Origin of the sequence: Spiribacter salilacus, assembly GCF_009649225.1 — a bacterium.
Classification (GTDB): domain Bacteria; phylum Pseudomonadota; class Gammaproteobacteria; order Nitrococcales; family Nitrococcaceae; genus Spiribacter; species Spiribacter salilacus.
On record NZ_WJPP01000001.1, the window covers coordinates 75,216 to 97,771 of the forward strand.

General features: G+C 52.9%; 28 protein-coding genes and 1 other RNA gene. 19 read left to right on the top strand and 10 right to left on the bottom strand.

Annotated features, from left to right (window positions below; all coding sequences use genetic code 11):
* Positions 1-2: 2 nt before the first annotated feature.
* Positions 3-770 (top strand): 3-oxoacyl-ACP reductase FabG, encoded by a 768-nt coding sequence (gene fabG, locus GH984_RS00365; RefSeq protein WP_153718242.1) that lies wholly within the window; start codon positions 3-5, stop codon positions 768-770.
* Positions 771-779: 9 nt separating this feature from the next.
* On the opposite strand, the gene GH984_RS00370 is transcribed toward fabG, so the two are convergent.
* Positions 780-1,883: an ABC transporter substrate-binding protein gene (locus GH984_RS00370; RefSeq protein ID WP_172973125.1), complete on the bottom strand. Its 1,104-nt coding sequence runs from the start codon at positions 1,881-1,883 to the stop codon at positions 780-782.
* 22 nt (positions 1,884-1,905) lie between these two features.
* Here GH984_RS00370 and GH984_RS00375 point away from each other — a divergent pair, with 22 nt between their 5' ends.
* A complete protein-coding gene (locus GH984_RS00375; RefSeq protein ID WP_369691869.1) occupies positions 1,906-3,210 on the top strand; it encodes a DUF3422 family protein in 1,305 nt (434 codons plus the stop codon).
* Here GH984_RS00375 and GH984_RS00380 read toward each other — a convergent pair.
* Together GH984_RS00380 and GH984_RS00385 are read right to left on the bottom strand one after the other, a co-directional pair.
* A complete protein-coding gene (locus tag GH984_RS00380) occupies positions 3,185-3,610 on the bottom strand; it encodes a SufE family protein (protein ID WP_153718244.1) in 426 nt (141 codons plus the stop codon). The two genes, GH984_RS00375 and GH984_RS00380, sit on opposite strands and share 26 nt — an antisense overlap.
* Before the next feature lie 24 nt (positions 3,611-3,634).
* Entirely contained in the window at positions 3,635-4,036 is a 402-nt protein-coding gene (locus tag GH984_RS00385; RefSeq protein WP_153718245.1) for a hypothetical protein, read from the bottom strand.
* Between the two features lie 164 nt (positions 4,037-4,200).
* Here GH984_RS00385 and GH984_RS00390 point away from each other — a divergent pair, with 164 nt between their 5' ends.
* The gene (locus GH984_RS00390) at positions 4,201-5,403 is read left to right on the top strand and encodes a DUF4329 domain-containing protein (protein WP_153718246.1); all 1,203 of its coding nucleotides are present in this window, start codon (positions 4,201-4,203) and stop codon (positions 5,401-5,403) included.
* Here the strand turns inward: GH984_RS00390 and bhcR are convergent.
* Positions 5,393-6,217, bottom strand: coding sequence for an HTH-type transcriptional regulator BhcR (gene bhcR, locus GH984_RS00395; protein WP_153718247.1), 825 nt, complete (start codon positions 6,215-6,217; stop codon positions 5,393-5,395). The two genes, GH984_RS00390 and bhcR, sit on opposite strands and share 11 nt — an antisense overlap.
* Before the next feature lie 154 nt (positions 6,218-6,371).
* Between bhcR and GH984_RS00400 the strand changes: the two genes are divergently transcribed.
* The 6 genes from GH984_RS00400 to GH984_RS00425 are packed head-to-tail and all read left to right on the top strand — an operon-like array spanning position 6,372 to position 12,095.
* On the top strand, positions 6,372-7,544 hold the full coding sequence (locus tag GH984_RS00400; RefSeq protein WP_153718248.1) for a pyridoxal-phosphate-dependent aminotransferase family protein: 1,173 nt from the start codon (positions 6,372-6,374) through the stop codon (positions 7,542-7,544).
* 5 nt (positions 7,545-7,549) lie between these two features.
* Positions 7,550-8,497, top strand: a complete 948-nt coding sequence (gene bhcB / locus GH984_RS00405) for a beta-hydroxyaspartate dehydratase BhcB (RefSeq protein ID WP_153718249.1) — start codon at positions 7,550-7,552, stop codon at positions 8,495-8,497.
* Positions 8,488-9,651, top strand: a complete 1,164-nt coding sequence (gene bhcC, locus GH984_RS00410) for a 3-hydroxy-D-aspartate aldolase BhcC (protein WP_153718250.1) — start codon at positions 8,488-8,490, stop codon at positions 9,649-9,651. The genes bhcB and bhcC overlap by 10 nt, the downstream gene beginning before the upstream one ends.
* A 1-nt stretch (position 9,652) precedes the next feature.
* On the top strand, positions 9,653-10,579 hold the full coding sequence (locus GH984_RS00415; RefSeq protein ID WP_153718251.1) for an ornithine cyclodeaminase family protein: 927 nt from the start codon (positions 9,653-9,655) through the stop codon (positions 10,577-10,579).
* Positions 10,580-10,620: 41 nt separating this feature from the next.
* Positions 10,621-11,019, top strand: coding sequence for a fluoride efflux transporter CrcB (gene crcB, locus GH984_RS00420; protein WP_153718252.1), 399 nt, complete (start codon positions 10,621-10,623; stop codon positions 11,017-11,019).
* 11 nt (positions 11,020-11,030) lie between these two features.
* Positions 11,031-12,095: an acyltransferase family protein gene (locus GH984_RS00425; protein WP_153718253.1), complete on the top strand. Its 1,065-nt coding sequence runs from the start codon at positions 11,031-11,033 to the stop codon at positions 12,093-12,095.
* Here GH984_RS00425 and GH984_RS00430 read toward each other — a convergent pair.
* Positions 12,085-12,510 carry a DsrE family protein gene (locus GH984_RS00430; protein WP_253939070.1) on the bottom strand — a complete coding sequence of 142 codons (426 nt, stop codon included), beginning with the start codon at positions 12,508-12,510 and terminating at the stop codon, positions 12,085-12,087. The genes GH984_RS00425 and GH984_RS00430 overlap by 11 nt on opposite strands.
* Before the next feature lie 75 nt (positions 12,511-12,585).
* Here GH984_RS00430 and GH984_RS00435 point away from each other — a divergent pair, with 75 nt between their 5' ends.
* From GH984_RS00435 to GH984_RS00455, 5 genes are all read left to right on the top strand, one after another.
* Entirely contained in the window at positions 12,586-13,170 is a 585-nt protein-coding gene (locus GH984_RS00435; protein WP_153718255.1) for a DNA-3-methyladenine glycosylase I, read from the top strand.
* 56 nt (positions 13,171-13,226) lie between these two features.
* On the top strand, positions 13,227-14,075 hold the full coding sequence (locus GH984_RS00440; protein ID WP_253939071.1) for a Brp/Blh family beta-carotene 15,15'-dioxygenase: 849 nt from the start codon (positions 13,227-13,229) through the stop codon (positions 14,073-14,075).
* Positions 14,076-14,091: 16 nt separating this feature from the next.
* Positions 14,092-14,979: an MBL fold metallo-hydrolase gene (locus GH984_RS00445; RefSeq protein ID WP_153718257.1), complete on the top strand. Its 888-nt coding sequence runs from the start codon at positions 14,092-14,094 to the stop codon at positions 14,977-14,979.
* Between the two features lie 72 nt (positions 14,980-15,051).
* Positions 15,052-15,309, top strand: coding sequence for a type II toxin-antitoxin system Phd/YefM family antitoxin (locus tag GH984_RS00450; protein ID WP_153718258.1), 258 nt, complete (start codon positions 15,052-15,054; stop codon positions 15,307-15,309).
* Positions 15,310-15,332: 23 nt separating this feature from the next.
* Positions 15,333-15,608 (top strand): type II toxin-antitoxin system RelE/ParE family toxin, encoded by a 276-nt coding sequence (locus GH984_RS00455; RefSeq protein ID WP_153718259.1) that lies wholly within the window; start codon positions 15,333-15,335, stop codon positions 15,606-15,608.
* Positions 15,609-15,642: 34 nt separating this feature from the next.
* Here GH984_RS00455 and ssrA read toward each other — a convergent pair.
* Positions 15,643-15,999, bottom strand: a transfer-messenger RNA (tmRNA) gene (gene ssrA, locus GH984_RS00460).
* A 41-nt stretch (positions 16,000-16,040) separates the two neighbouring features.
* Positions 16,041-16,532 carry an SsrA-binding protein SmpB gene (gene smpB, locus GH984_RS00465; protein ID WP_369691870.1) on the bottom strand — a complete coding sequence of 164 codons (492 nt, stop codon included), beginning with the start codon at positions 16,530-16,532 and terminating at the stop codon, positions 16,041-16,043.
* A gap of 107 nt (positions 16,533-16,639) precedes the next feature.
* Here smpB and GH984_RS00470 point away from each other — a divergent pair, with 107 nt between their 5' ends.
* Complete coding sequence (locus GH984_RS00470; protein ID WP_153718260.1) at positions 16,640-17,077, top strand: type II toxin-antitoxin system RatA family toxin; 438 nt, start codon at positions 16,640-16,642, stop codon at positions 17,075-17,077.
* Positions 17,064-17,360 (top strand): RnfH family protein, encoded by a 297-nt coding sequence (locus GH984_RS00475; protein WP_153718261.1) that lies wholly within the window; start codon positions 17,064-17,066, stop codon positions 17,358-17,360. Before GH984_RS00470 ends, GH984_RS00475 begins: the two co-directional genes overlap by 14 nt.
* Here GH984_RS00475 and GH984_RS00480 read toward each other — a convergent pair.
* Positions 17,357-17,731 (bottom strand): outer membrane protein assembly factor BamE, encoded by a 375-nt coding sequence (locus GH984_RS00480; RefSeq protein WP_172973126.1) that lies wholly within the window; start codon positions 17,729-17,731, stop codon positions 17,357-17,359. The genes GH984_RS00475 and GH984_RS00480 overlap by 4 nt on opposite strands.
* A 46-nt stretch (positions 17,732-17,777) precedes the next feature.
* Between GH984_RS00480 and fur the strand changes: the two genes are divergently transcribed.
* Entirely contained in the window at positions 17,778-18,263 is a 486-nt protein-coding gene (fur, locus tag GH984_RS00485; protein ID WP_153718263.1) for a ferric iron uptake transcriptional regulator, read from the top strand.
* Here fur and recN read toward each other — a convergent pair.
* Positions 18,247-19,911 carry a DNA repair protein RecN gene (gene recN, locus GH984_RS00490; protein WP_153718264.1) on the bottom strand — a complete coding sequence of 555 codons (1,665 nt, stop codon included), beginning with the start codon at positions 19,909-19,911 and terminating at the stop codon, positions 18,247-18,249. The two genes, fur and recN, sit on opposite strands and share 17 nt — an antisense overlap.
* Entirely contained in the window at positions 19,905-20,768 is an 864-nt protein-coding gene (locus GH984_RS00495) for an NAD(+) kinase (protein ID WP_153718265.1), read from the bottom strand. The genes recN and GH984_RS00495 overlap by 7 nt, the downstream gene beginning before the upstream one ends.
* A gap of 123 nt (positions 20,769-20,891) precedes the next feature.
* Here GH984_RS00495 and hrcA point away from each other — a divergent pair, with 123 nt between their 5' ends.
* Both hrcA and grpE read left to right on the top strand, forming a co-directional pair.
* On the top strand, positions 20,892-21,947 hold the full coding sequence (hrcA, locus tag GH984_RS00500) for a heat-inducible transcriptional repressor HrcA (RefSeq protein WP_153718266.1): 1,056 nt from the start codon (positions 20,892-20,894) through the stop codon (positions 21,945-21,947).
* A 54-nt stretch (positions 21,948-22,001) separates the two neighbouring features.
* The gene (gene grpE / locus GH984_RS00505; protein WP_153718267.1) at positions 22,002-22,550 is read left to right on the top strand and encodes a nucleotide exchange factor GrpE; all 549 of its coding nucleotides are present in this window, start codon (positions 22,002-22,004) and stop codon (positions 22,548-22,550) included.
* Positions 22,551-22,556 lie beyond the last annotated feature (6 nt).

The window sequence follows — 22,556 nt, forward strand, 5'->3', positions numbered from 1 at the left end:
TTATGCAGACGGCAAAACAGGTTCTCGTGACGGGGTCGGGTGCTGGCATTGGCCGTGCGATTGCGCACGGCCTTGCCCAGCGCGGGGCAGCTGTGGCTGTTCTTGATTGGTCAGCAGAGGCGGCTGAGCAGGTTGTTGCCGAAATCAAGCGTGATGCCCCCGATGTGCCTGCGGTGGCGCTCTGCGCTGATGTTTCGGATTTTGATGCGATATCTGAGGCTATTGATCAAGCCGAAGCGGTGTTAGGTGGCTCTTTCGATGGCTTGGTCAATAACGCAGGTATATCACCAAAGCACAATGGTCGTGCCCATGGGATTTGGGAGATGGATCCCGCCGAATGGCAGAAAGTGGTTGGCGTTAATTTGACCGGCGCTTTTAACACCATTCGAAAGCTAAGCCCGGCTATGCGAAAAGCGGGCGCGGGCGCCATCGTGAATATGTCATCAGTGGCCGGTAAAACCTATTCGCCAATTGTTGCCTGTCACTATGCGGCCACCAAGTCTGCGCTCATTGGGTTTACCAAACACCTTGCCGCCGAGCTTGGCCCCAGCAACATTCGAGTCAATGCCATTGCACCAGGCCGTATAGAAACACCCATGGTTTTGGCCGTGGGTGAGGCTGTGAACGCAGAGCAGGTAGCAATGACGCCCATGCGGCGTCTTGGCATGCCCTCTGAGGTTGCTGATCTGGCAGCGTATTTGTTGTCAGATGAGGCAAGCTTTGTCACGGGGCAGACGGTAGACGTGGCCGGTGGGCTTTATATGACGTGACTCCGGACTTCAGCGGATAATGCGCGGCAGTGGTACGGGAATGAATTCGGCGCCTTGGTTGTCGCCATAAGCGTTAAAGGTAACGCTGCCCAGGCTCGTCTGGAGTGTGCCTTGGTTTAGCATATAACGCTTAGCCGCAGCGGGGGTGGTGTGGCCGCGGGCTACCGCTTGTTCGAGTAGCTCAAGCGCAATAGTGATTTTTACCGCCATCCCATTGGGTTGATAGCCGAAGCGGTCGATAAACCGACTGTAAAACGCATCAACGGCCGGCCGCGTCTGTTCAGGTCGATGATGGGTGAATACAGTCACCTTGTCTTTGGCTGGCCCAATACGATCAAAGATGGCTCCAGAGCTTGCCCACGGCGTGAGATAGATGGGTGCATCTGGATTGATTCGATGAAATAGTTGGGCCAGTACACCTATTGCAGCTTGAAAGTCTCCAGCCAGAATGTAGAGGGCGTCATGTGGCTCGCTAATCGCTTGGATATGATCGGCCGTTGAGAAATTAACAAACGAAAACCGCTCACGCGTGATTGTTTTGCGGTCATCTTTAAGAAATTCTGTGGCAAAGACCTCAAATGCCGGATCGGTATAGGTGGCGTTTTGAGAGTCTTGGAGCACCAGTAATCGCCGTTCTGGTTGTTCTTTTAGGTGATCGGCAATTGCGGTTTGTTCAGCGCCTAGATCTGGAATGATTCGCAAAATGAAATCATCCCGGTTCGACATGGCAAGCGTTGTCGACGAGGTGTTGATCATTAATGTGGCATCACTGTTGAAAAGCTCAATGCCATCGACGGCCAAGGATGAGGGCTGCGTGGTGATAAAAAATGGAATTGATTGTGACTGAGCCTCAACATACAGACCGCGGGCCTGTTCTGAATCAAATTCGTAAAAAAAACCCTGTGGCTTGAGGCGGGAATTAGGATTTTGTTCTAGGTAAAAGACGGTTGCATCCTGCTCGCTGGGGTCAAACGCGGCCCTTGCACTCAAAGGCGCATCAAACCCCACCAAAACCGTTTTTTGCGGCTTTACTTGTAGAATGCCTACGGTAACCATCAGAATGATGGCAGCAGCAAATCCTGCCCATACCCAAGTTGATTTCATGGGCATCATTAAATAGAAACCGAGGCACACAGTGGATCGCATAAATGAAGTAGTTACCGTGCATCCTCTTCGAGAAGCGCTATTGCATGAGGCGCATGCCCGGCCGTTTGAAAGTTTAAGCTCACCCTTGCGTGTATCGCACTTGGTTATCCAAACTGGTACCAGTAAGCGTCAAGAAGAGGTGGCTCATATGGCCGCGCTCTCTCAGCACTTTGACCGGGCTGAACCCTCTGAAGAAGCGGCTCATTTTATTCTAGAAGCGCCTGATTTTCGGTTACGTTGGGAGCGTCATACTGAATTCTCTACGTACACGATTTTTGCTAACGGCGCAGAAGAGTGGCCGTTTTCAAATCCCGCGATTGCGTTATTGCCCGTTGATTGGTTAGGGCAACTGCCCGGAGAGTTGCTTTCGGCAATGCACGTCACGTTGTTATCAGGCGATGTGTTTGATCAGTCGGGCACTGTGCTTACGGATATCTTGCAACCCGAAAGCTTGGCTGGCAGTTATGCCGCTGGTGGTGCAGCTAGAGTTTGGACGGACTTTATTGCCGATGAGCAGGGTTATTTACGATTTTTAGTGGCCAACGATGGATTAACCGCCCAGCAAGCAGGCCGGTTGGTGCAACGGCTCCTGGAGGTGGAAACCTACCGGTTTATGGCATTGCTCGGGTTTCCGTTGGCGCGAGAGCTTGGCCCTGACGTCACCGCAATGGAGCGGGAGCTGGGTGCGTTAATGGACCGTCTTGCGACCGTTTCTGAGCTGAGTGAAGAGCGCGATTTACTGGCGGCCCTATCGCAGCTTTCGGCGCGTGTAGAGCGATTGATGGCAAAAACTAATTTTCGATTTAGTGCGACGGCCGCGTATGGCACTTTGGTACGACGACGTTTAAACGCACTTCGCGAGCAACGTATTGAAGGGCTCAGCACCCTCGATGAGTTTATGGAGCGCCGGCTGGCGCCTGCATTGGATACTTGTGTCCATATGGGCGAGCGGCTTGAGCGCGTTTCCCGTCGCCTCAGCCGAGCCGCTAATTTATTAAGAACACGAGTGGATGTAGCCTTAGAGGCACAAAACCGTGACTTGCTTGATTCTATGAATCGCCGGGCGCGGCTTCAGCTGCGTCTGCAGCAAACGGTCGAGGGACTGTCGGTGGTGGTGATGAGTTACTACACCGTGTCTTTAATTGGTTATGCGCTGCGGGGGGCAGGATCCGCCGGTTGGGTGGTGTCCCCCGAGGTGCTTACGGCACTGAGTATTCCGGTTGTTATTGCCGGCATCGCAATTGGGGTCAGGGTGCTGCGGCGCCGGGCTACGCGGTCGGATGAGACTGGGTAGCTTGTGCTTCAGCTCGCATTCGCTTAACCATGGCTACAAAGCCATCACGCCGGTTAGGCGTAAGCTGCTGCGCCAGGCCGAGTTCGTTAAACAACGACTCGATATCCATATCAAGAATTTCTTGAGCCGTTTTGCCGGAGTAGGCCTCTAGTAGAATCGCGACAAGACCTTTAACAATAAAGGCATCGCTATCTGCTTGGAACTCAATGCGAGGTGGTTGATCGTCTGTGACATGAGTGAGCAGCCAGACGTTGCTGGTGCAGCCTTCTACACGATTGTCTTCAGTGCGAGCGGCGTCTGGAAACTCCGGAAGCTTGCGACCCAGATCGATCAGGAGGCTATAACGATCCTCCCAGTCATCGAGCATCTCAAAGGTATCGGCTATGCGCTGTAAATCCATACCGCTAGATTACCAGAGGTACGTCTAGGGCAACACCTGGGTGATCTCCTGATCGCTTAAATGCAGCCAAAATGCCGTGATGATGGCGTGGGCCCGCTCGATTCCGTCTGCGTCTGGGGGAACTGGCCACGTTAGGGGGTGCCCTGGCGGGATGGCAACTCGGTTTAAGATAACACCCTCTAAGTTTTCGGTAATTCGAATCGCCTGGAAAAGGGTGGCTTGCAGCGGCCAGCGATAGTGTGAGGGTGCTTCGGTTGCGCCAGCTAGGCCCATTTGGGGCAGGCGCTCTGCCTTGAATTGCTGCCACGCCGCAACTAAGTCAGATTGCTCGATGCCGCGTACACGCGTTCGTTTTTGGATCTCGCTGAGACTAGCGGTTAAATCATCCTCGGTGGGGTTGATAAACACCGTTCGCCCCTTTGTCATTTCCTCATAAAGCGATCTAGGAACTTCCGGTCGAATAAAACCCCTAGCCATTTGGCGTACCTCTAAAAGTGCTATAGATTGGTTTTCTGTTTTCTCGTTTTAATCGAAATAGCCGAAGCGCTTTACAACCAGCAGACCAACGGTGGCGTATCTGGGAGCAACGTATGAGCAGTAAAAAGGTTTGCTGGGTTGGGTTGGGGTTAGTAGCCGGCCTATCCACCGCATCGATGGCAACCGAGTTATCTGAAGTTGCGCCCGCTCAGTTTTTTATTGAACAGCCATTTTCAGAGTATGGGTCGCTGCATTATGGGGCGCTGAGCGCGCCTGACGAGCAGCACTACTATGGGGGGCTATCCATTGGTGAAAGCACGATTAGCGCGTTTCAAGCCGAGGCTAATACGTTGTCTCAGGCCAATAATGCGCTCTACCCAGACCTCGATCAGACGTTTTTTTATGGTGGAACGCGGGCTGATTTTCAGGTGCAAGGTCTAGCCGCAGATTTTAGCCTAAACGGTGAATGGCGAACCCAAATTGCTAGCTCTCAAGTGACTGCAGCGGGCGTTGAGGCCCGTTATGGCCATTACATTGGGCTGCAACGAGGCGGCGTGGAGTTAGGTGGGTTTCAACTTAGTCGTGGTAGCAAAGCGGTTGGGCAGGGGCTGAATTTAGCCATTGATATGGGGCGGTTTGAACTGGCCTATCAGGCCATCGACAGCGAGTTTGATGCCAGCGTTCAGCGACTGGCTTTGCAGTGGCAAACGAACCCGCGCTGGGAGCTCACACTTGCCCTAGAGCGGGCACGCAACGATCTGTTTACCGCGGTGAATGATGATCAGATTTTGTTCAGCGTTGAACGCTTTTTTGGCGTAACAGAAAACCCGCAAGAACGGGGTTTTAGTAAGGTTGTTGGCTTAGGCGTTGGTGTTGGGTTGGCGGCGGCGGCCGTTAGCTCGGGTAGTAGTGATCGGGATGGTGCGCCCCGATTTTTAGCCCGCGATGAGGCGGCAGCCGAGATTTTGAACGAAATAAATCCAGTGTCTGTTGAGGAAAATCGCGAACATGGGGGCTGGATTTACTTAAACGCCGATAACAGCTTTAGCTATACCGAGCCAGTGGCAGGCACCTCAGGCAGTGTCAATATTGGCAGTCCGTTTAACTCCGTTCCCGAAGGCACGCTCGCGAACGCCAGCTATCATACCCACGGCGGGCCCGACCCTCGGTACAACAATGAAGAATTCTCGCCGCAGGATTTGTTCTTTAACCGGCTTTATCAGCTTGATGGTTACCTGGGTACGCCAGCGGGGTTTATGAAGCTACATGATGTCAGTACTGAGCAAATAAGGGTGCTTGGCGTTATCAATAATTAACGCCTCCAATCGCTTTGGTAATTTGCCCGGCGGCATTGCATACCTGCTTAGCGAGTTGCGGGAGTATTGTGTCATTAATCCGGGTAACAGGGCCTGAGATAGACACACCGGCAACGGCCTCACCGTATTCGTTGAATATCGGAGCTGCAAGACATCGCATACCCAACGTGCTTTCCTCATCATCAAGTGACCATCCACGCAGTTTGATCTTTGTTAATTCTTCCACTAACGCCAAGGGGCAAATAATGGTTTTGTCCGTTAATTGCGCCAGCGCATGGTTTTTGGTCCAAGCCTGAATGGTGTTGTCGGGTAATTGAGCGAGCAGCATCTTTCCGATCCCTGAGGCGTGCAGCGGCCCCCGTGTGCCGGGGCGAAAAAACGCACGGATGGGGTGATGCGTTTCTACTTGGGAAAGAAACACCACGTCATCGCCGTCAAGTACGCCCAGGTTGCAGGTTTCACCGGTTTGCGTCATTAACTCACGCATTGTCTGACGGCTGGCCTCGAGATAGTTCATGCGGCGTCGAAAAGCGCTTCCAATACGGAACGCCTCTATCCCAATAGACCAAGTTTGGGAGGCGCTATCAAATTCCACTAAACCACGACGCTGTAGGGTGATGAGTAAGCGGTACAAAGTGCTGGCGGCAATGCCAGTGTCGATCGATAGATTGCTGAGCGTTTGTGGGTGTTCCTCGGCGGCTAACTGCTCCAGAAGTTGCAGGCCGCGGTCGAGTGCTTGATTAATGGCGGCCGGCTCAGATTCTTGGCTTTGGCGTGGTCGTCCGCGCCGTCGGTGATCGCTGGGATTTTCCATTATCACTTCAACCCTCACTGCAAAAAATAAAACTCCCCAACATTAACAGCACCTTAGGAATTTTCAATCATTTATGAAATATTTTTTTGAAAAAATAGAAAAAATTTTTCAATGACGTAATCTAAAAGCGAGGACGATTAAATGGATTATATCGATGATCGCTAACAACCCGATTTTCATCCCTGGCCCTACCAACATTCCAGAGCGCTTGCGTTTGGCAATGGCAAAGGCAGCATGGGATCACCGAAGCCCTGCTTTTGGTGAAATTATTAGCCCAATCGCCAAAGGACTTCAGCAGATTTTTGGCGATCCGGGCGCTCACGTTGCCTTTTTTACAGGCAGTGGCACCACGGGTTGGCAATCCGTTTTAGTGAACTTGCTTGCGCCTGGGCAAAGGGTGTTGGCGGTGCGCAACGGCATGTTTTCTGAGCGCTGGATCGCTTTAGCGCAAGACCTTGGGTTAGTGGTTGATATCATCGAGGCGCCGTGGGGGCAGGGTGCGCCAATCGCTGAGCTTGGCGATGCGCTAGCGCAAGATTCAGCCCATCAGATTGCTGCGGTGTTGGCGGTTCATAATGAGACTTCAACCGGTGTAAGGAGTGATATCGCAGCCATTCGGCAAGCGTTGGATGGCACCAAACACCCCGCCTTGTTGTGTGTGGATGGGGTTAGCTCCATCGCATCAATGCCTTTTAAAATGCAGGAATGGGGCGTAGATGCCGCGGTAGCAGGCTCGCAGAAGGGCTTTATGCTGCCCACGGGCCTTGCCATTGTTGCACTCAGCGATAAAGCGCGAGCGTTGGCAGCGGCCAATAAGGGCCCCAAGGGCTGTTTGAACTTAGAGATTCTTTTTACTGCTCTTACGGCGGGTAGCTTTCCATTTACCCCGGCAGTAAGCCTTGTAAGTGGTCTTGCTGAAAGTATCGAAATGTTATTAGAAGAAGGGCTGCCGCAGGTGCATGCACGGCATCGGCATATTGCACAAGGCGTGCGTGCGGCGGTTACCGCTTGGGGCCTTGAACCCGTGGCCCATTCCCCCGAGCTTTTTTCCGATACGGTGACTGCCATTCGTGTACCGCCCGGTTACAGCGGCAATGCGGTGGTCGAGCATGCCCGTAACCGTTACGCGATGAACTTTGGCATTGGCCTGGGTCCGGATGGAGATCGCGTTTTTCGGATTGGGCATTTGGGTTACCTGAGCGAGGCAATGGTGCTTTCAGGCTTAGCAGTGGCAGAGATGACACTCCACGATTTGAATTTCTCCCTCACATTGGGAGCGGGAGTGGCGGCTGCCCAGCGGCATTTTTCGGATAAAACGGAGGCATAGCGAGGATGCAAATACCCGATTACAAAGATGTGTTAGCAGCGCATGAGCGCATTCGGCCTTGGATACATCAAACCCCCGTTCTGACAAGCAGTTACTTCAATGAGCGAACGGGTGCGGAGCTGTTTTTTAAATGTGAGAACTTCCAAAAAGCCGGTGCCTTTAAGGCGCGCGGCGCAACTAATGCCGTATTTGGTTTGCCGCAAGAATCCCTTGCCGCCGGCGTGGCAACACATAGCTCAGGAAATCATGCGCTGAGTTTGGCCTATGCGGCGGGCGCGCGAGGCATTCCGTGTCATGTCGTTATGCCGCATACGGCACCGCAGGCCAAAAAAGATGCGGTGATGGGGTATGGGGGGCAAATAACCGAGTGTGAAGCGTCGACCTCCGCGCGTGAGGCGGCATTTGCTGAGTTACAAGCCCGCACCGGGGCAGATTTTGTTCATCCCTATAATGACCCGCGCGTTATTGCCGGGCAGGCCACTTGCTCGCGTGAGTTGGTGCAGCAAGTGTCTGAATTGGATGTGGTTATCGCGCCGATCGGCGGAGGGGGCATGATTTCTGGGTGCTGTTTAACGCTGACGGCCATCGCACCGGAGACCGCGATTTATGCGGCTGAACCGCAGCAGGCTGATGACGCGGCACGTAGCTTGAAGGCCGGCCGATTGATTGCCGATGACGCGCCGCAAACCATTGCTGACGGGCTAAAAGTGCCAATGAAAGATTTGACTTGGCATTTTGTTCGCGAGCATGTCACCGACATTCTCACGGTAGATGAGCAATCGATTATTGATGCCATGCGACTGGTGTGGCAGCGGATGAAGATCGTGATTGAACCAAGCTGCGCCGTTCCGGTGGCAGCGATTCTGAACAATCCCAACGTTTTCGCCAACAAGCGCGTTGGCATCATCATTACTGGCGGTAATGTCGACTTGGAGAGACTACCATGGCAATAGCAACTGCATTAGATCAACTTGAAGTGGGCTTCGATGTGCCGGCCTTGCCCGGTATGCCGGAATCAGAAATTCAAACGCCTGCCTTAGTGCTCGATTTGGATGCACTCGAGCGCAACATTCGTAAAATGGGTGAAATTGCCAAGGCAATGGGCATGCGGCATCGATTGCATGGAAAGATGCATAAATCGGTGGACATCGCGCACCTGCAACAAGAGTTGGGCGGCGCCTGTGGGGTGTGTTGCCAAAAGGTGAGCGAAGCCGAGGTATTCGCGCGCGGCGGCATCATGGATGTGTTGGTCACCAACCAAGTGCGCGATCCGGCCAAGATCGATCGACTGGCGCGGCTACCCTTGCTCGGTGCTCGCGCATTATGTTGTGTGGATGATAAAGACAATGTGGCTGATCTCTCTGCAGCAGCCACGCGGCATGGAACGCAAGTGGAGTGCCTGGTTGAAATTGACTGTGGTGCTGGCCGCTGCGGTGTCACATCAACCAAAGCCGTTGTGGATATTGCTCAGGCGATTGCGATGGCTCCTGGGTTACGGTTTGCGGGTATACAGGCCTATCAGGGGGCCATGCAGCATTTGGAGTCGTTTGAAGAGCGGCGAGAAAAACTCGACATTGCCATTGGCATGGTGCGTGACGCGGTTGAGGCACTTCGTGCGCTAGGTTTGGAATGTGACATTGTTGCGGGCGGTGGCACCGGTTCTTATTATTTTGAAGGCGCTTCAGGCGTATATAACGAGCTTCAATGTGGGTCTTACGCCTTTATGGATGCCGATTATGGGCGCATCCGTGATGCAGACGGCCAACGTATTGATCAGGGCGAGTGGGAAAATGCGCTATTTATTCTGACCAGCGTGATGAGCCATGCCAAGCCCGATAAAGCCATTTGTGACGCGGGGCTTAAGGCCCAGTCAGTGGATAGTGGGCTGCCGTTTATCTACGGGCGTGACGATGTGGAGTATGTAAAGTGCTCCGATGAGCATGGCGTGATTGCTGATCCCGATGGCGTACTTAAAGTCAATGAAAAGCTGCGTTTAGTGCCCGGGCACTGTGACCCAACCTGTAATGTGCACGATTGGTATGTTGGCGTGCGAAATGGCGCTGTAGAAAGCATCTGGCCGGTATCGGCCCGCGGGCGGGCTTACTAACATGCAGTGGATTGATGAGCTCAGCGTCAAAAAATGTGTTGATCGAAAAGCGGCCTTTGACGCGATGAAGGCCGTCTTTCAGGCGATGGATGCCAATCATGCGCAGTCTTTTCCAGTGGTTCGTGAGGCGATTGGTCATGCCGATGCGCTATTTGGGTTTAAGCCGGGTTTTGATCGTGACTCCATGACGCTTGGCGTTAAGGCAGGGGGTTATTGGCCGAATAACCATCAGCGTAATTTGGCTAATCATCAGTCAACGATATTGTTGTTTAACCCTGACACGGGTCAGTGTGAAGCGGTGGTGGCGGGCAATGAAATAACGGCTTTGCGCACAGCGGCCGCCGCGGCGGTATCCATTCATGCCCTTGCTCCAGCCAAGTCAAAAGTGCTGGGGATCATTGGCGCGGGGCACCAGTCTGCGTATCAGCTAGAGGCAGCGCTGGATACCTTACCGTTTGAACAGGTACTGGGATGGAATCATCGCTCTGGCCGGATGCGTCACCTACAGGCGATTGCAGAGCAGCACAACGTGCCCTTTGTCGAGACTGACCTAACGCATCTGGGTGCTGAATCTGACTGCATTATTACCATTACCTCCAGCTTCTCGCCGGTGTTGCTGGATTCTCATGTGGTTGGCCCCACTCACATCGCCGCGATGGGCACCGATACGGTTGGCAAACAAGAGCTGGAGGCTTCACTCGTGGCGCGGGCTAATTGCTTTGCGGAACTTCCGGTGCAGTCTGCGCAGTTGGGGGAATGCCAACACGCCGTTAGCCAGGGCGATCTTGCAGTGGGCGACATCCAGTGTATCGGTGGGGTGCTCTCCGGCCGACTGTCGGGTCGTCATGGTGGCGAGGTCACTTTATTTGATGGCAGTGGCGTGGGTTTGCAGGACATTGCTCTAGCGCGCGCTGCGCTTAGGGCCTAAGCTAGGTTTGCTATTGGGCGGCTTAAGTTAGGGGTTTATCAATGCCGGCAGTCAATGAGTGGGTGGCGGTCGCTAGCGGCGGGGCGCTGGGCGCTACATTGCGTTTTAGTGTGGTTATGTTGGCAGATCGGGTGTTACCGCGTGGCTTTCCTTGGGGAACGCTTTTCGTTAACGTTTTGGGCAGCGCAGTAATTGGCGTCGTATTTGTTCTTCTCATTGAGCGCGGCTTACTGAGTCCAGCATGGCGTAGTTTTTTAACGATTGGGTTGTTGGGCGCGTTTACGACGTTTTCTGCATTCTCCTTAGAAGCGGTCTCCTTATTAAATACTGGTGAAGCAGGGCGTGCTGCGGTCTATGTGCTTGCGAGTGTCATGCTCTGCATTGCAGCGGCAATGGTAGGCATGGCAATAGCGCGTGGCTTAATAACGGTGTTTGTGTAGCCGGGGGGTTGATGTCTTCACGGATAACTAGCGTTGATACGGCGCGTTTTCTCGCCATTGCTCTGGTGTTCTATGGGCATTTTGTTGAGCAGCTCATGTACTTGGGCAGTGACCCAGCCGGGGTACATTATAAATGGGTGTACTCATTTCATATGCCGTTATTCTTTTTGCTTTCTGGCGTGGTTTACAGTGAGCGGCCCCTTATTCTGCGTCGTCGATTGGTGCCTTATTTTGTCTTCGGGCTGATACCAGCCGTCATTGCGCTACTGGGTGTTCCTGGTTGGTTCCCCACCGTCGATTTATCGACGAATGCCGGATACATAGATGGTTTGATTAGCACCGTCATGGGCCTGCCGGCCTTTAGTATTCCTTTGTGGTTTCTTGCCAGTTTGCTGGCGTTGGAGCTTTTGCATCAGTGGTTGGGCCGATTTTGGCGTAGCCCAAGCCGGTTGGTCATTGCCATTGTGGGCTTCTACGCGCTGGGTTATGTATTCAATCGATACGTAGATGTGCTGGCACATAACCTGATTTTTTGGATGATCCATGTGGTGCCGTTGGGGTATGCGTTTTACCTTACCGGCATCTTGCTCCGCCGTAGTGGCCTGCTTGAGCGCAGTTACACCCGGTTACAGATATTCGGCGTGTTCCTAGTTTGTGTGGTTGTGGTCACACTGACTTTCGATCTTAACCAAGGGCCGTTTCGGCTGCTCGATGTGGTGGTCATGATGTTTGGTACGGTGGGGAATCCGCTGTTATTTCCATTAACAGCGCTTGTGGGAAGCGCAATGGTTATTCTGCTGGCGCGCGTCCTCCCAGATTGGCGATGGCTGCAACATCTTGGGGAGATCACCATTATTATCTATGGTTTGCATGGCCTGTTTTATCATTTCATTAACCCCCCACTCGCAGCGTGGATAACTGCACATTTACCTGTGGGTTCAAGTTTTGGGGTGGGCGTGTTTTCTGCGGTAGTTGTGTTGCTGAGTTTAGCGGTGGCCGTGCCATTGGCATTGCTCATTGAGCGCTATGCCCCAGAAATGGCTGGCCGCCGCCGTCAGGTTTTAGCTAAAACGTAAAGAGTCGAACCGCTGGGTCGGCAACCAACGCGCCGATGGCCGGCGGTTGTGCAACACCGACGTTATCGATGAGGTCAGTTTCGGTTAGATCGTTGTTTGGCAAGAAGATGGCACAAACTTCTACAGTGACACCGTTATTGACCAGTCTCTGAATCATCTGTGCAGGGCTAGCGTCTGGACCAATGACCATGTCGGAATCATCCACTTCCTCTGTTACGGCTAGCTCACCCGCTTCATCGCAAAGCAAGATTTGCGGTGAGGCGCCGTTTTCCATGGCCTGCATGGTCAGAATCAGGGCCATGGCCTGAGTCTGATCCTCATCGCTTGTAATGATGGTGAGCATGTTAGGGTTATTTTGTGCAAAAGCGGGCATGGCCAGTACGGCTAAGAACGCAATCGTCAATAGTGCTTTCATAATAGTAATCATCCCTTGTGTGGGTGGATTGAATAGTCGTTACCAGTAGGCGCCGATAAGGGAGCGGAATCAGTGATGAAGTTACAATCAAAGCCGCGTTGTGCGTGGTGTGCGGGGGTGCCAGAACTGATCGCTTATCACGATACTGAGTGGGGAGTTCCGGAACACGATGATCAGCGTTTGTTTGAGAAGATTTGCCTTGAGGTTTTTCAGTGCGGCTTGAGTTGGCGGACTGTACTGACTAAACGCGAGAACTTTCGTGCCGCATTCTGTGACTTTGATTTTTACCAAGTAGCAGACTACGGTCCCTCTGAGGTGCAGCGGTTATTGGCAAATTCTGGCCTTATTCGCCATCGTGGCAAAATTCAGGCGGTAATTCATAACGCAGCAAGAGCGCAAGAAATGGTTTTAGAGCATGGCTCGCTTGCCGCGTTTATTTGGCAATATCAGCCCGACCCGCTCACGTTGCCACCCCCTCAGTCCGTTACACTATCGGCAGAATCCATCGCGCTTTCGCGTGATCTTAAACGGCGTGGTTGGAAATTCGTTGGACCCACCACCATGTTCGCGCTAATGCAGGCAATGGGGCTAATGAACGATCATGAGGTGGGGTGTTTTAGGCGTTCACTGATTCCTGATGCAGGTCAATTACCCCTCTGAGTGAAAGCTTACACTTGAGCCAATGATCGCCATTAAGGGCTCACACCATGCAAAACATGAAGCATCCCCCGGCATTTTGGTTATTTCCGATTGGGCTTGTATTTGCCGTAGCGGTGTCGTTACTGCCTGGGCAATGGCCACTCTATGTGGTGCTTGGGGTGGCAACAGCATTGCTGGGGCTGCCGCATGGTAGCTTGGATACGGCTGTTGCAAAACGCTATCTGCCGCTCGGTAACCCGTTGCGCTTAGGTGGGTTTTTTGCGGCTTATCTTGCGTTGAGTGCTGCGGTAATCGCGGTTTGGTGGCAGGTGCCGGATATCGCCTTAGCGGTGTTTTTGGTTTATTCAGCCGTGCATTTTGGTGACGATGTGGCAGCGCGAATAGGGCGCGTTGGCGGCACCGGCTATGGGTTATGGATTATCTCTTTACCGGTCGTGTTTCAGGCCGATGTGGTGGTGCCGTTATTTGAAATGCTAGGCAGTACGCGGCCAGAATTAATTGTGCGGGCGGCCCCATGGTCACTGGCCTTGGGTGGGGCGCTGTTGTTAATGGGGCTGCTCTCTCATCAGTCGCGTGAGGTATCTGATTGGAGAGATCCGCTGCTGCTTGTCGTAGCGGCTTGGCTACTGCATCCATTGGCCTATTTTATTGCGTACTGGTGTTTTTTGCACAGCCCACGGCACCTCATGCTGGCAGCGCAAGACTTAGGCCTTAATAGCTGGGGTGAGAAACTGCGTGCCGTTGCACCTACCACGCTTGCCACCTATGCCTTGGCAATCGCGGCTATTCCATTTCTGATTGGGCTGCCGGCGGATGCAATGTTAATGCGGCTAATTTTTGTGGGGCTAGCTGCCCTAACGGTGCCACATATGGTGGTGGAGTTTATTGCCGAGGCGCGCCGATAGCACGTACGCTACTGTGATGAGCTTAACAGTACGCCATGTGTTTCATGCGCCCAGCCACACCTTTTCCTACGTGGTGTGGGACCCGGCAAGCCGCCAAGCCGCTATTATCGACCCGGTGCTCGATTTTGATGCCAGCTCTGGCCGCACTGCAACCGATACCGCAGAGCAGATTTTAGCGATTGTTCAAGAAGAACAGCTATGTGTTGAATGGCTGCTTGAGACTCATGCGCATGCCGACCACATCACCGCTGTTCCTTTTTTAAAAACGCAATTTGATGCGCCGGTGGCCATTGGTGAGCGGATTGTTGAGGTGCAACAGCGCTTTGCCAAGCTTTTCAACTTAGAAGCCGACTTCCAAACGGATGGAAGCCAGTTCGATCATCTTTTTGCTGATAGAGAAACGTTTAGCGTGGGTAACATCCCTGCGCAGGTATTCCATACCCCTGGACATACAAGCGATCACATTACCTATGTGATTGGTGATGCCGTTTTTTGTGGGGATACGCTGTTTATGCCGGATGCGGGAACGGCCCGTTGTGATTTTCCAGCCGGCTCCGCAAAAGCGCTGTATCGCTCCATTCAACAGCTTTTTGACGCACTGCCCGATAGCCATCGTGTGTTTGTTTTGCATGACTACGGGACCGATGATCGTGAGCCGGCCTTTATGAGCAGCATCGGGGAGCAGCGACAAAACAACATTCATGTGGGTTCCGGTATTAGCGAAGCGGAGTTTGTTGCCATGCGTGAAGCACGGGATGCCACCTTGCCGATGCCTGCCCTTATTTTGCCCGCGGTTCAGCTCAATATTCGGACGGGGCAATTACCCCCGCCAGAGGAAAACGGACTGCGTTATCTGAAAATCCCGCTTAATGAATTTGGCCCGTATTGGGGGAGTGATTCTTGACTAACCAGCCTGCAAAAAGTACTATTAAGCGTGTTAATTTGAGTACGATTAGTGGAATGAGGAAAGTTGGTTATGACCAATCTGACCGCCAATGAGCTGAAAACCCGCGGTGTGTCGGCCATAGAAGAAGCGCTGGTTAACGATAACGAAGCGATCGTTTCAGTGCGCGGTAAGCCGCGCTATGTGGTCATCGCAATCGAAGACTATACGCATTTGCGGGATTGTGAGTTGGAGTCTGCACTAGCGGAAGCACGCGCGGACTACGCCGCTGGGCGATTCGTGGAGGAATCTGCTGAAGCTCATGTTAAGCGGATTAGCCAGCCGGACTGAGCGACCGGTAGCAGGTTTGAGGAATGTGCTACACATTGGTTTTCACTCAAAGCTATAACCGCCGAGCAACCAAGTGGCTTAAGCGGCATCCAGATTTAAAACGACAGTATCTCAAAACATTGCAGATCCTTGAGGTAAACCCTTTTCACCCCTCGCTGCGCCTACATGCCTTGCAGGGGCGGCTGATGGGGCTATCTTCGGTTTCGATAAATATCTCTTATCGTCTGACGCTCGAGCTGCTGATCGATGACAAAGAAATTATTCTGGTAAATGTCGGGAGCCATGAGACGGTGTACTAATAAAAAACCCCGCCGAAGCGGGGTTTACTAGGTTTGGTGGAGACGGCGGGGATCGAACCCGCGTCCGAAAGACCTCCACACCAGGGTCTACATGCTTAGCACCGTCATTATTTTTAGCTTTTTCCTACCCGACGGTCAGGGTATGGAAGCAGCGATCCCGTTATGTTTCGCCTTGCTGGCCCGGGCTTCCGGCAGGGCTAGCCTGTGTAGTATGCCTGTTCGCCACCGACCACAGGCGATCGGGTGTGAACAGCTCACGGGTTCTTAGGCCGCGAGTGCGTAGTTGTCGTCGTTCGCAACTAACTTTTTTGCCACATTTTTTACGAGGGAGAGTGACGTCCTCGACATGCACCTGGAGCTTTGCGACTTCCGTCGAAGCCATGTCGTCCCCAGTTATCGAATAGACAGGGTAGCGCAGTAAAGGTTCAATCGCTAGCGCGATGGGTGTTTTAAAATTCGGGCTTTTTCGCGTTGCCAGTCGCGCTCTTTAGTATCGGCGCGTTTATCATGCTGCTTTTTACCTTTGCCAAGGCCAATGTTGAGTTTGGCCCGACCCCGTTTCCAGTGCAGATCTAGCGGCACCAGGGTATAGCCTTTTTGCTCTACCGCCCCAATTAACCGGGCAAGCTCTTGGTTGTGCAGCAGTAGCTTGCGGGTGCGAATGGGATCGGGGTTCACGTGGGTTGAAGCCGTGGGCAGCGGCGGGATATTGCACCCGATTAACCAAGCCTCGCCATTGCGAATAATCACATAGGCTTCCGTTAAGTTAATGCGACCAGCACGCAGGCTTTTGACCTCCCACCCATGCAGGACAAGCCCGGCCTCGATTCGGTCTTCAATAAAATAGTCAAACCGGGCTTTCCGATTGTCTGCAATGCTTGCGCTATCGCTTTTGGTTTTTCTTTTACCGGCTTTTTTACTCACTGGTCACATTGTATAGGTGACAGGCAGGTTCGCCAATGCAATGCCGAAGATGGGCGAAGTTTTGTTACCATTTAGTGTTGCTTATATTTAGGGCGGATTTTTTAAAGATGACCACTGTTTCGCGCTCAGCCCATGTGCGCTACTCGGCTGAAAAGATGTTTGAACTGGTAGACGACGTTCAGTCCTACCAAGATTTTCTGCCGTGGGTAAAGCGTAGTCGTGAGTTGGAGCGTTCTGATGAGGTGGTATGCGGAGAGCTTTTATTTGCCAAAGCGGGCTTTGAGAAGTCTTTTACCACGCGCAATCTGCGCCAACCCGGGAAAATGATCGAGATCCGTCTAATTGAAGGGCCTTTTCAGCATCTCGAGGGGTTTTGGCGGTTTCAGTCAATAACCGAAAACGCCTGTAAAGTTTCTGTCGATTTGGAGTTTGAGTTTTCCAATCGGCTTTTATCGATGGCTTTTGGCAAGGTGTTTACCCAGGTGGCAGGTACTTTGGTTGATTCTTTTGTGCAGCGGGCAGAAGTGATTTATGGCGGTCGATGAGTCATTACAAATTGAAGTGGCCTATGCCACACCCGATCAGCAATGGTTATTGGTGGTTAACGTGCCGTTCGGCTCAACGGTGGAACAAGCAATTCAGTTATCGGGTATTGGTGAGCGCTGCCCAGAAATTGATCTTGCCGAGCAATCCGTTGGTATCTTCTCGCAGCTCGTTACGCTGCAAACGCTGGTTACCGACGGCGATCGAATAGAGATTTATCGCCCACTGCTTGTCGACCCAAAGGCACAGCGCAAGGAGCGGGCTCAGCGCCAGCGTAACGCTTAACGATAAAGCGGGTGACCAGGCTCGATATATTCGCCTTCAGCGCCAATTAACGCGCCTTGATCGAAATACACGGTCAGTCTTTTTGTGACAGGCTCAGCCTTGGTGCTGCGTGGCTCCAGTTGATAAACGTAGTCCCAACGATCATCAATGAATGGATCTTCGATTGTGGCAGGGCCAAGGAGAAAGCGGACTTGCCGTTCATTCATGCCCGGCTCAAGCTGAGCAACATTCTCTTGGGTAAACAAGGTGCCTTGCCTTAGCTCTGGCTGATAAACAATGGGCAAGCCATCGATGGCGCGTGCACAGCCGGCCAGAAGGATGATAATCAGCAGGAATGCCAGGTTTCGGCTGAAGGTGTATACTGTAATCATTCTAAAAAAGCCGTCTTGGTTATCGTTTGTAACTGCAGGAGTCTGCATGGTAACTCAGGTTTCAAGCTCGCGACACGCACCATGGGAAATCAGTCAAGAATCTGACACCCTACGCAAAGCCGGTCTAAAGGTTACGCTGCCCCGCGTCAAGATTTTAGGCGTGTTGGCAGGGCGGGAGCGAGAGCATCTAACCGCAGAAGAAGTGTACCAGCGCTTGCAAGCAGCCGGTGAAGACCTTGGGCTGGCAACGGTTTACCGCGTTCTCACTCAGTTTCAAGAAGCTCAGATTGTGCTGCGCCATCATTTTGTGGGCGATCGGGCAGTCTTTGAGCTGAACTCGGGTATTGACCATGACCATGTGGTTTGTGTTGATTGTGGGCGCGTTGATGAATTCAAGGACCGCACGGTAGAGCGGCGTTTAACCGACGTTGCCGCTGTATCCGGATATGAAGCGCTAGGTCATTCACTGGTGGTGTACGGCCGCTGTCCAGAATGTGCCCAATCGCCGCGTAGCGCTACTCCGCTCGTTTAAGCATTTCTTTGGCATGATCCCGGGTGGCCGGGGTAATCTCGACACCGCCTAGCATTCGGGCGATCTCTTCCAGCCGCTCATTATCGTTGAGCAATCGCATGCGCGTTTGGGTGTGCCCCTGCTGATGCTGTTTGTCTACCTGCAGCTGTGTGTGCCCTTGGGCGGCGACCTGTGCAAGATGGGTAATGCAAATAACTTGATGATGCTGAGCGAGCAGACGCAGCTTAGTGCCCACCACCTCAGCAATGGCTCCGCCAATGCCGCTATCTGCTTCATCAAAGATCAGACAAGGAATCTCCGCCGTGCGCGCTGTTGCTACCTCGATTGCTAACCCGATGCGCGATAACTCGCCACCAGAGGCCACACGCTGAATGGGGCCGGGGGTTTGGTCTGGGTTGGTGCACACATCAAAATGGACCTCATCTTGGCCGTGTATGCTGGGTGTGGCGTTAGGGTTGTGAATAACCCGAATGAATAGCGCTGCACCCGGCATCCCAAGTTCGCTTAGCAGCTTGTTCACCTCGGCGCTGAGGTGCTTGGCGGCTTCTTCGCGTGATTTTGAGAGCCTTGCGCTTGCGGTTAAGTACTCTTGGGTTAATTGGGTTTTCTGCGCATTCAATTCTGCGAGCCGTGTGTCAGCAGACTCCAGCGCCTCTAAGGTGCCGCGAAGGGTGTCTGCCACTTGTTCTAGCTGGTCAGGTTCGGTCTGATGTTTACGCGCTAAGTCATTCAGTTGACTGAGTTTTGCGTCTACCTCAGAAAGCCGTTGAGGGTCAATTTCTAATCCATCGGCAAAATGGCGAAGCTGCTGACAGGCTTCTTGGGTCTGGACCATCGCATTGGCAAAAAGCTCATTTGCTTCCGCGATGGCAGGGTCGCTAGTTTCATGCGGAGCTAATTGACGTTGTGCGTTCGCCAGCAACGAGTGGGCTGCCGTGTCGCTATCGTAAAGGCTGTCAAGCACGTGCTGGCAACATTCAATGAGCTCACCTGCGCTTGCCAAGCGTTTTTGTTCTTGATTCAGTTCGGCATAGGCGGCTTCACTGAGGGCAGAGGCATCAAGCTCTTCAAGTTGATAGCGCAATAACGCCTTGCGATCTTCCTGATCGTCTCCGCCGCCGAGTTGCTCGATCTCAGCGATGACCGACTGCAGGTGTCCGTAAATTACCTTAATGGTTTGTAGCGCTTCATCATGGCCGGCATAGTTGTCGAGCGTGCGCCGTTGCGTGGTCGGTTTAAGCAGTTGTTGATGTGCGTGTTGGCCGTGGATACCCACCAACAGGCTACCTAAAGACTCAAGTTGCGAGCGGGTGACCGGGCGGCCATTGATGCTGCCTTGTGAACGCCCGTTTTGATGAATGACTCGACGAATCAGGCACTGGTCTTCGTCATCGAGTGCCTCGGCGCTCAGCCACCGCTGAGCCTGGGGGTTATTTGTTACATCAAAGGCAACGGTTACCTCGCTACGGGCCGCGTCGGTGGGCACCATACTGGTATCAGCCCGATCGCCCAAGCAAAGGCCTAAGCCATCGAGAACAATGGATTTACCGGCGCCCGTTTCTCCTGTGATCACACTTAACCCTTCGGATAACTCAATATCCAAAGAGTCGATAATGGCAAAATCCCGGATCGTGATCCGTGTCAGCATGGCGGTGTGCCGTCTCCCCAACGCAATTTGGCTCTTAGGATATCGAAATAGCGGTATCCAGGTGGGTGGAGGAGGTGTAATCGATGTACCGATGGCGCAATCGCAATGCGCCCTTCATCGGTTAGTGTTAAGTCAATTTGGCTATCGCAGCTAATGCGCACATGCTCAATTTCTTCTGGCGCAACCCGCACTTCAACTTGACTACCAGCGCCAATAACCAAGGGCCGGTTGCTGAGGGTATGGGGACAAATTGGCACCAGCGCCATGGCATTGAGACCCGGATGAAGGATGGGCCCGCCGCCTGACATTGCATACGCCGTTGAACCCGTTGGGGTACAAACAATGAGTCCATCAGAGCGATGGCGGTTGCAAAATTCCCCATCGATCCAGGTTTCAAACTCGATCATCCGCGCGGTGTTCCATTTTTGGAGCACAATTTCATTAAGCGCGCTGCAGCTTGCGATCGTTTGATCGCCATGGCGAATGCTTGCATCCAACATCAGCCTTTCATCGACGATAAACTGACCGTTTAAAACGGCCTCGATTTCATCAAAATGATCGGGCGCAACATCAACAAGGAATCCGAGCCGCCCGCGGTTAACACCTAAGATGGGAATCTCGGTGGTCAGCAGTTGCCGCGCAGCTCTCAGTAGCGTGCCATCGCCGCCCACCACAATAAGTAGGTCCATTTCATCAATGAGCTCGCTTAGCTCAGGGCCTTTGGTTCCATGAACGGCGGCATCAACCCGAATAGTCCGGTGCGGGCTGGCTAAGTGTTCAACTAATCCATCAACGGTTTCTCTTACCGCTGGGTCCGCTGGTTTTCCGGTGATAACGATGCGCTGAAATCGCTGCATAGGCTCCCCCAAATCAGTGCAACAACGTTAGCATGCCTGCCTTAAATTGACAGCCATTGATGCGATTGGTAGTTTCCCTAGCACTCTAGTCCGTAGAGTGCTAATTCAACGTATGGAGCGTAGATGAATCTGCCGTTCGGTGAAAAGCCGCTTAGCGAGCGCGCGCAGCACCTCTTAAAGGTGTTGGTGCATCGTTATATCCGTGATGGGCAACCGGTGGGCTCACGTGCTTTAACGCGCGAGGCCGGAGTCGATCTAAGCGCGGCGTCTATTCGAAATGTGATGGCGGATTTGGAGGAGGCAGGGTACATACAATCACCCCACACCTCAGCAGGGCGCATCCCGACCGATCGCGGCTATCGGTTTTTTGTTGATACGTTGCTAAAAGTACGCACGGTTAACGGGCTCGATGCCGATCGATTGCGAATACGCTTGGATGACGGTGATGATGCGGAAACGTTAATCGACTCGGCATCCAATATTTTATCAGGCCTCACCCATTTGGCAGGCTTGGTTACGCTGCCTAAACGTGATTTTGGCGCTATTCGGCATTTAGAATTTTTGCCGTTGTCTGACCGGCGCATACTGGCCATTCTCGTGTTGAACGATCATGAGGTCCAAAACCGCGTTATAGAAACTGACCGTGATTATTCCCCGTCTGAGTTGCAACAGGTTTCCAACTATCTGGCTGCGGAGTTTGCGGGTAAAAGCATCAGTGAGGTTCGCCGCGGGCTACTTGAATCGATGCAGGTAGACCAGCAACACATGAATTCTTTAATGACGGCGGCCATTCATGTTGCGCATGAGCTGTTTGATGACCGCGGCGGCGAGAGCGACGATTTTGTGCTGAAGGGTGAGACAAACCTAATGACGTTTGCCGAGCTCTCGAGTGTTGAGAAGCTCAAGGAGTTGTTTGAAGCGTTTGGCCGTAAGCGCGACATTTTACATCTGCTAGATCGCTCACTATCTGCTGAGGGTGTGCAGATTTTTATTGGTGAGGAGTCGGGTTATCGCGCTTTTGATGGCGTAAGCCTAGTCACCTCAACTTATCATGCGGATGATCAAGTACTTGGCGTTTTGGGCGTGATTGGCCCCACACGTATGGAGTACGACCGAATCATTCCGATAGTTGATGTCACTGCACGTTTATTGGGGCATGCCTTGAAACCAGGGCAATGAGCCCCCATCTCTGTAGCTAATCGCTTTATTTATTAAATAGGATGGGAGATCGGGATGACCGAAGAGGAAGTTAATGGCGGCGAGGAGCCCACACAGGAGCCTACTCAGGAGCCCAGTCAGGAGCCCACTCAAGACGATCCGCTTGCTGCGGCCGAGGCACGGGCCGAAGAAAATTGGAATCAGTATTTAAGAGCGCGTGCCGAGATGGAGAACATGCGTCGTCGCGCCGAGCGGGATGTAACGCAAGCTCGGCAGCAGGCGATGGAGCGAATGGCCGGTGAGTTACTCGCCGTTAAAGATAGCTTAGAGATGGGGGTTCAGGCTGCCGGTGAAGCGAATGCCGATGTGCAAAAGCTGGCCGAGGGTGCCGAGCTTACACTTAAAATGTTCGAGCAAGCGCTTGATAAATTTAACATTGTGGCAGTAGAACCACTTGGCCAACGCTTTGATCCTGAAGCCCATGAGGCGATGGCGGCGCAGCCAACTGAGGAGGCAGAGCCCAACACCGTTATCAGTGTTATTCAAAAGGGGTATCGGTTAGGAGATCGCTTACTGCGGCCGGCAATGGTGGTTGTGGCGAAAGCGCCCGAGTCTTCGACTTGAAAAATA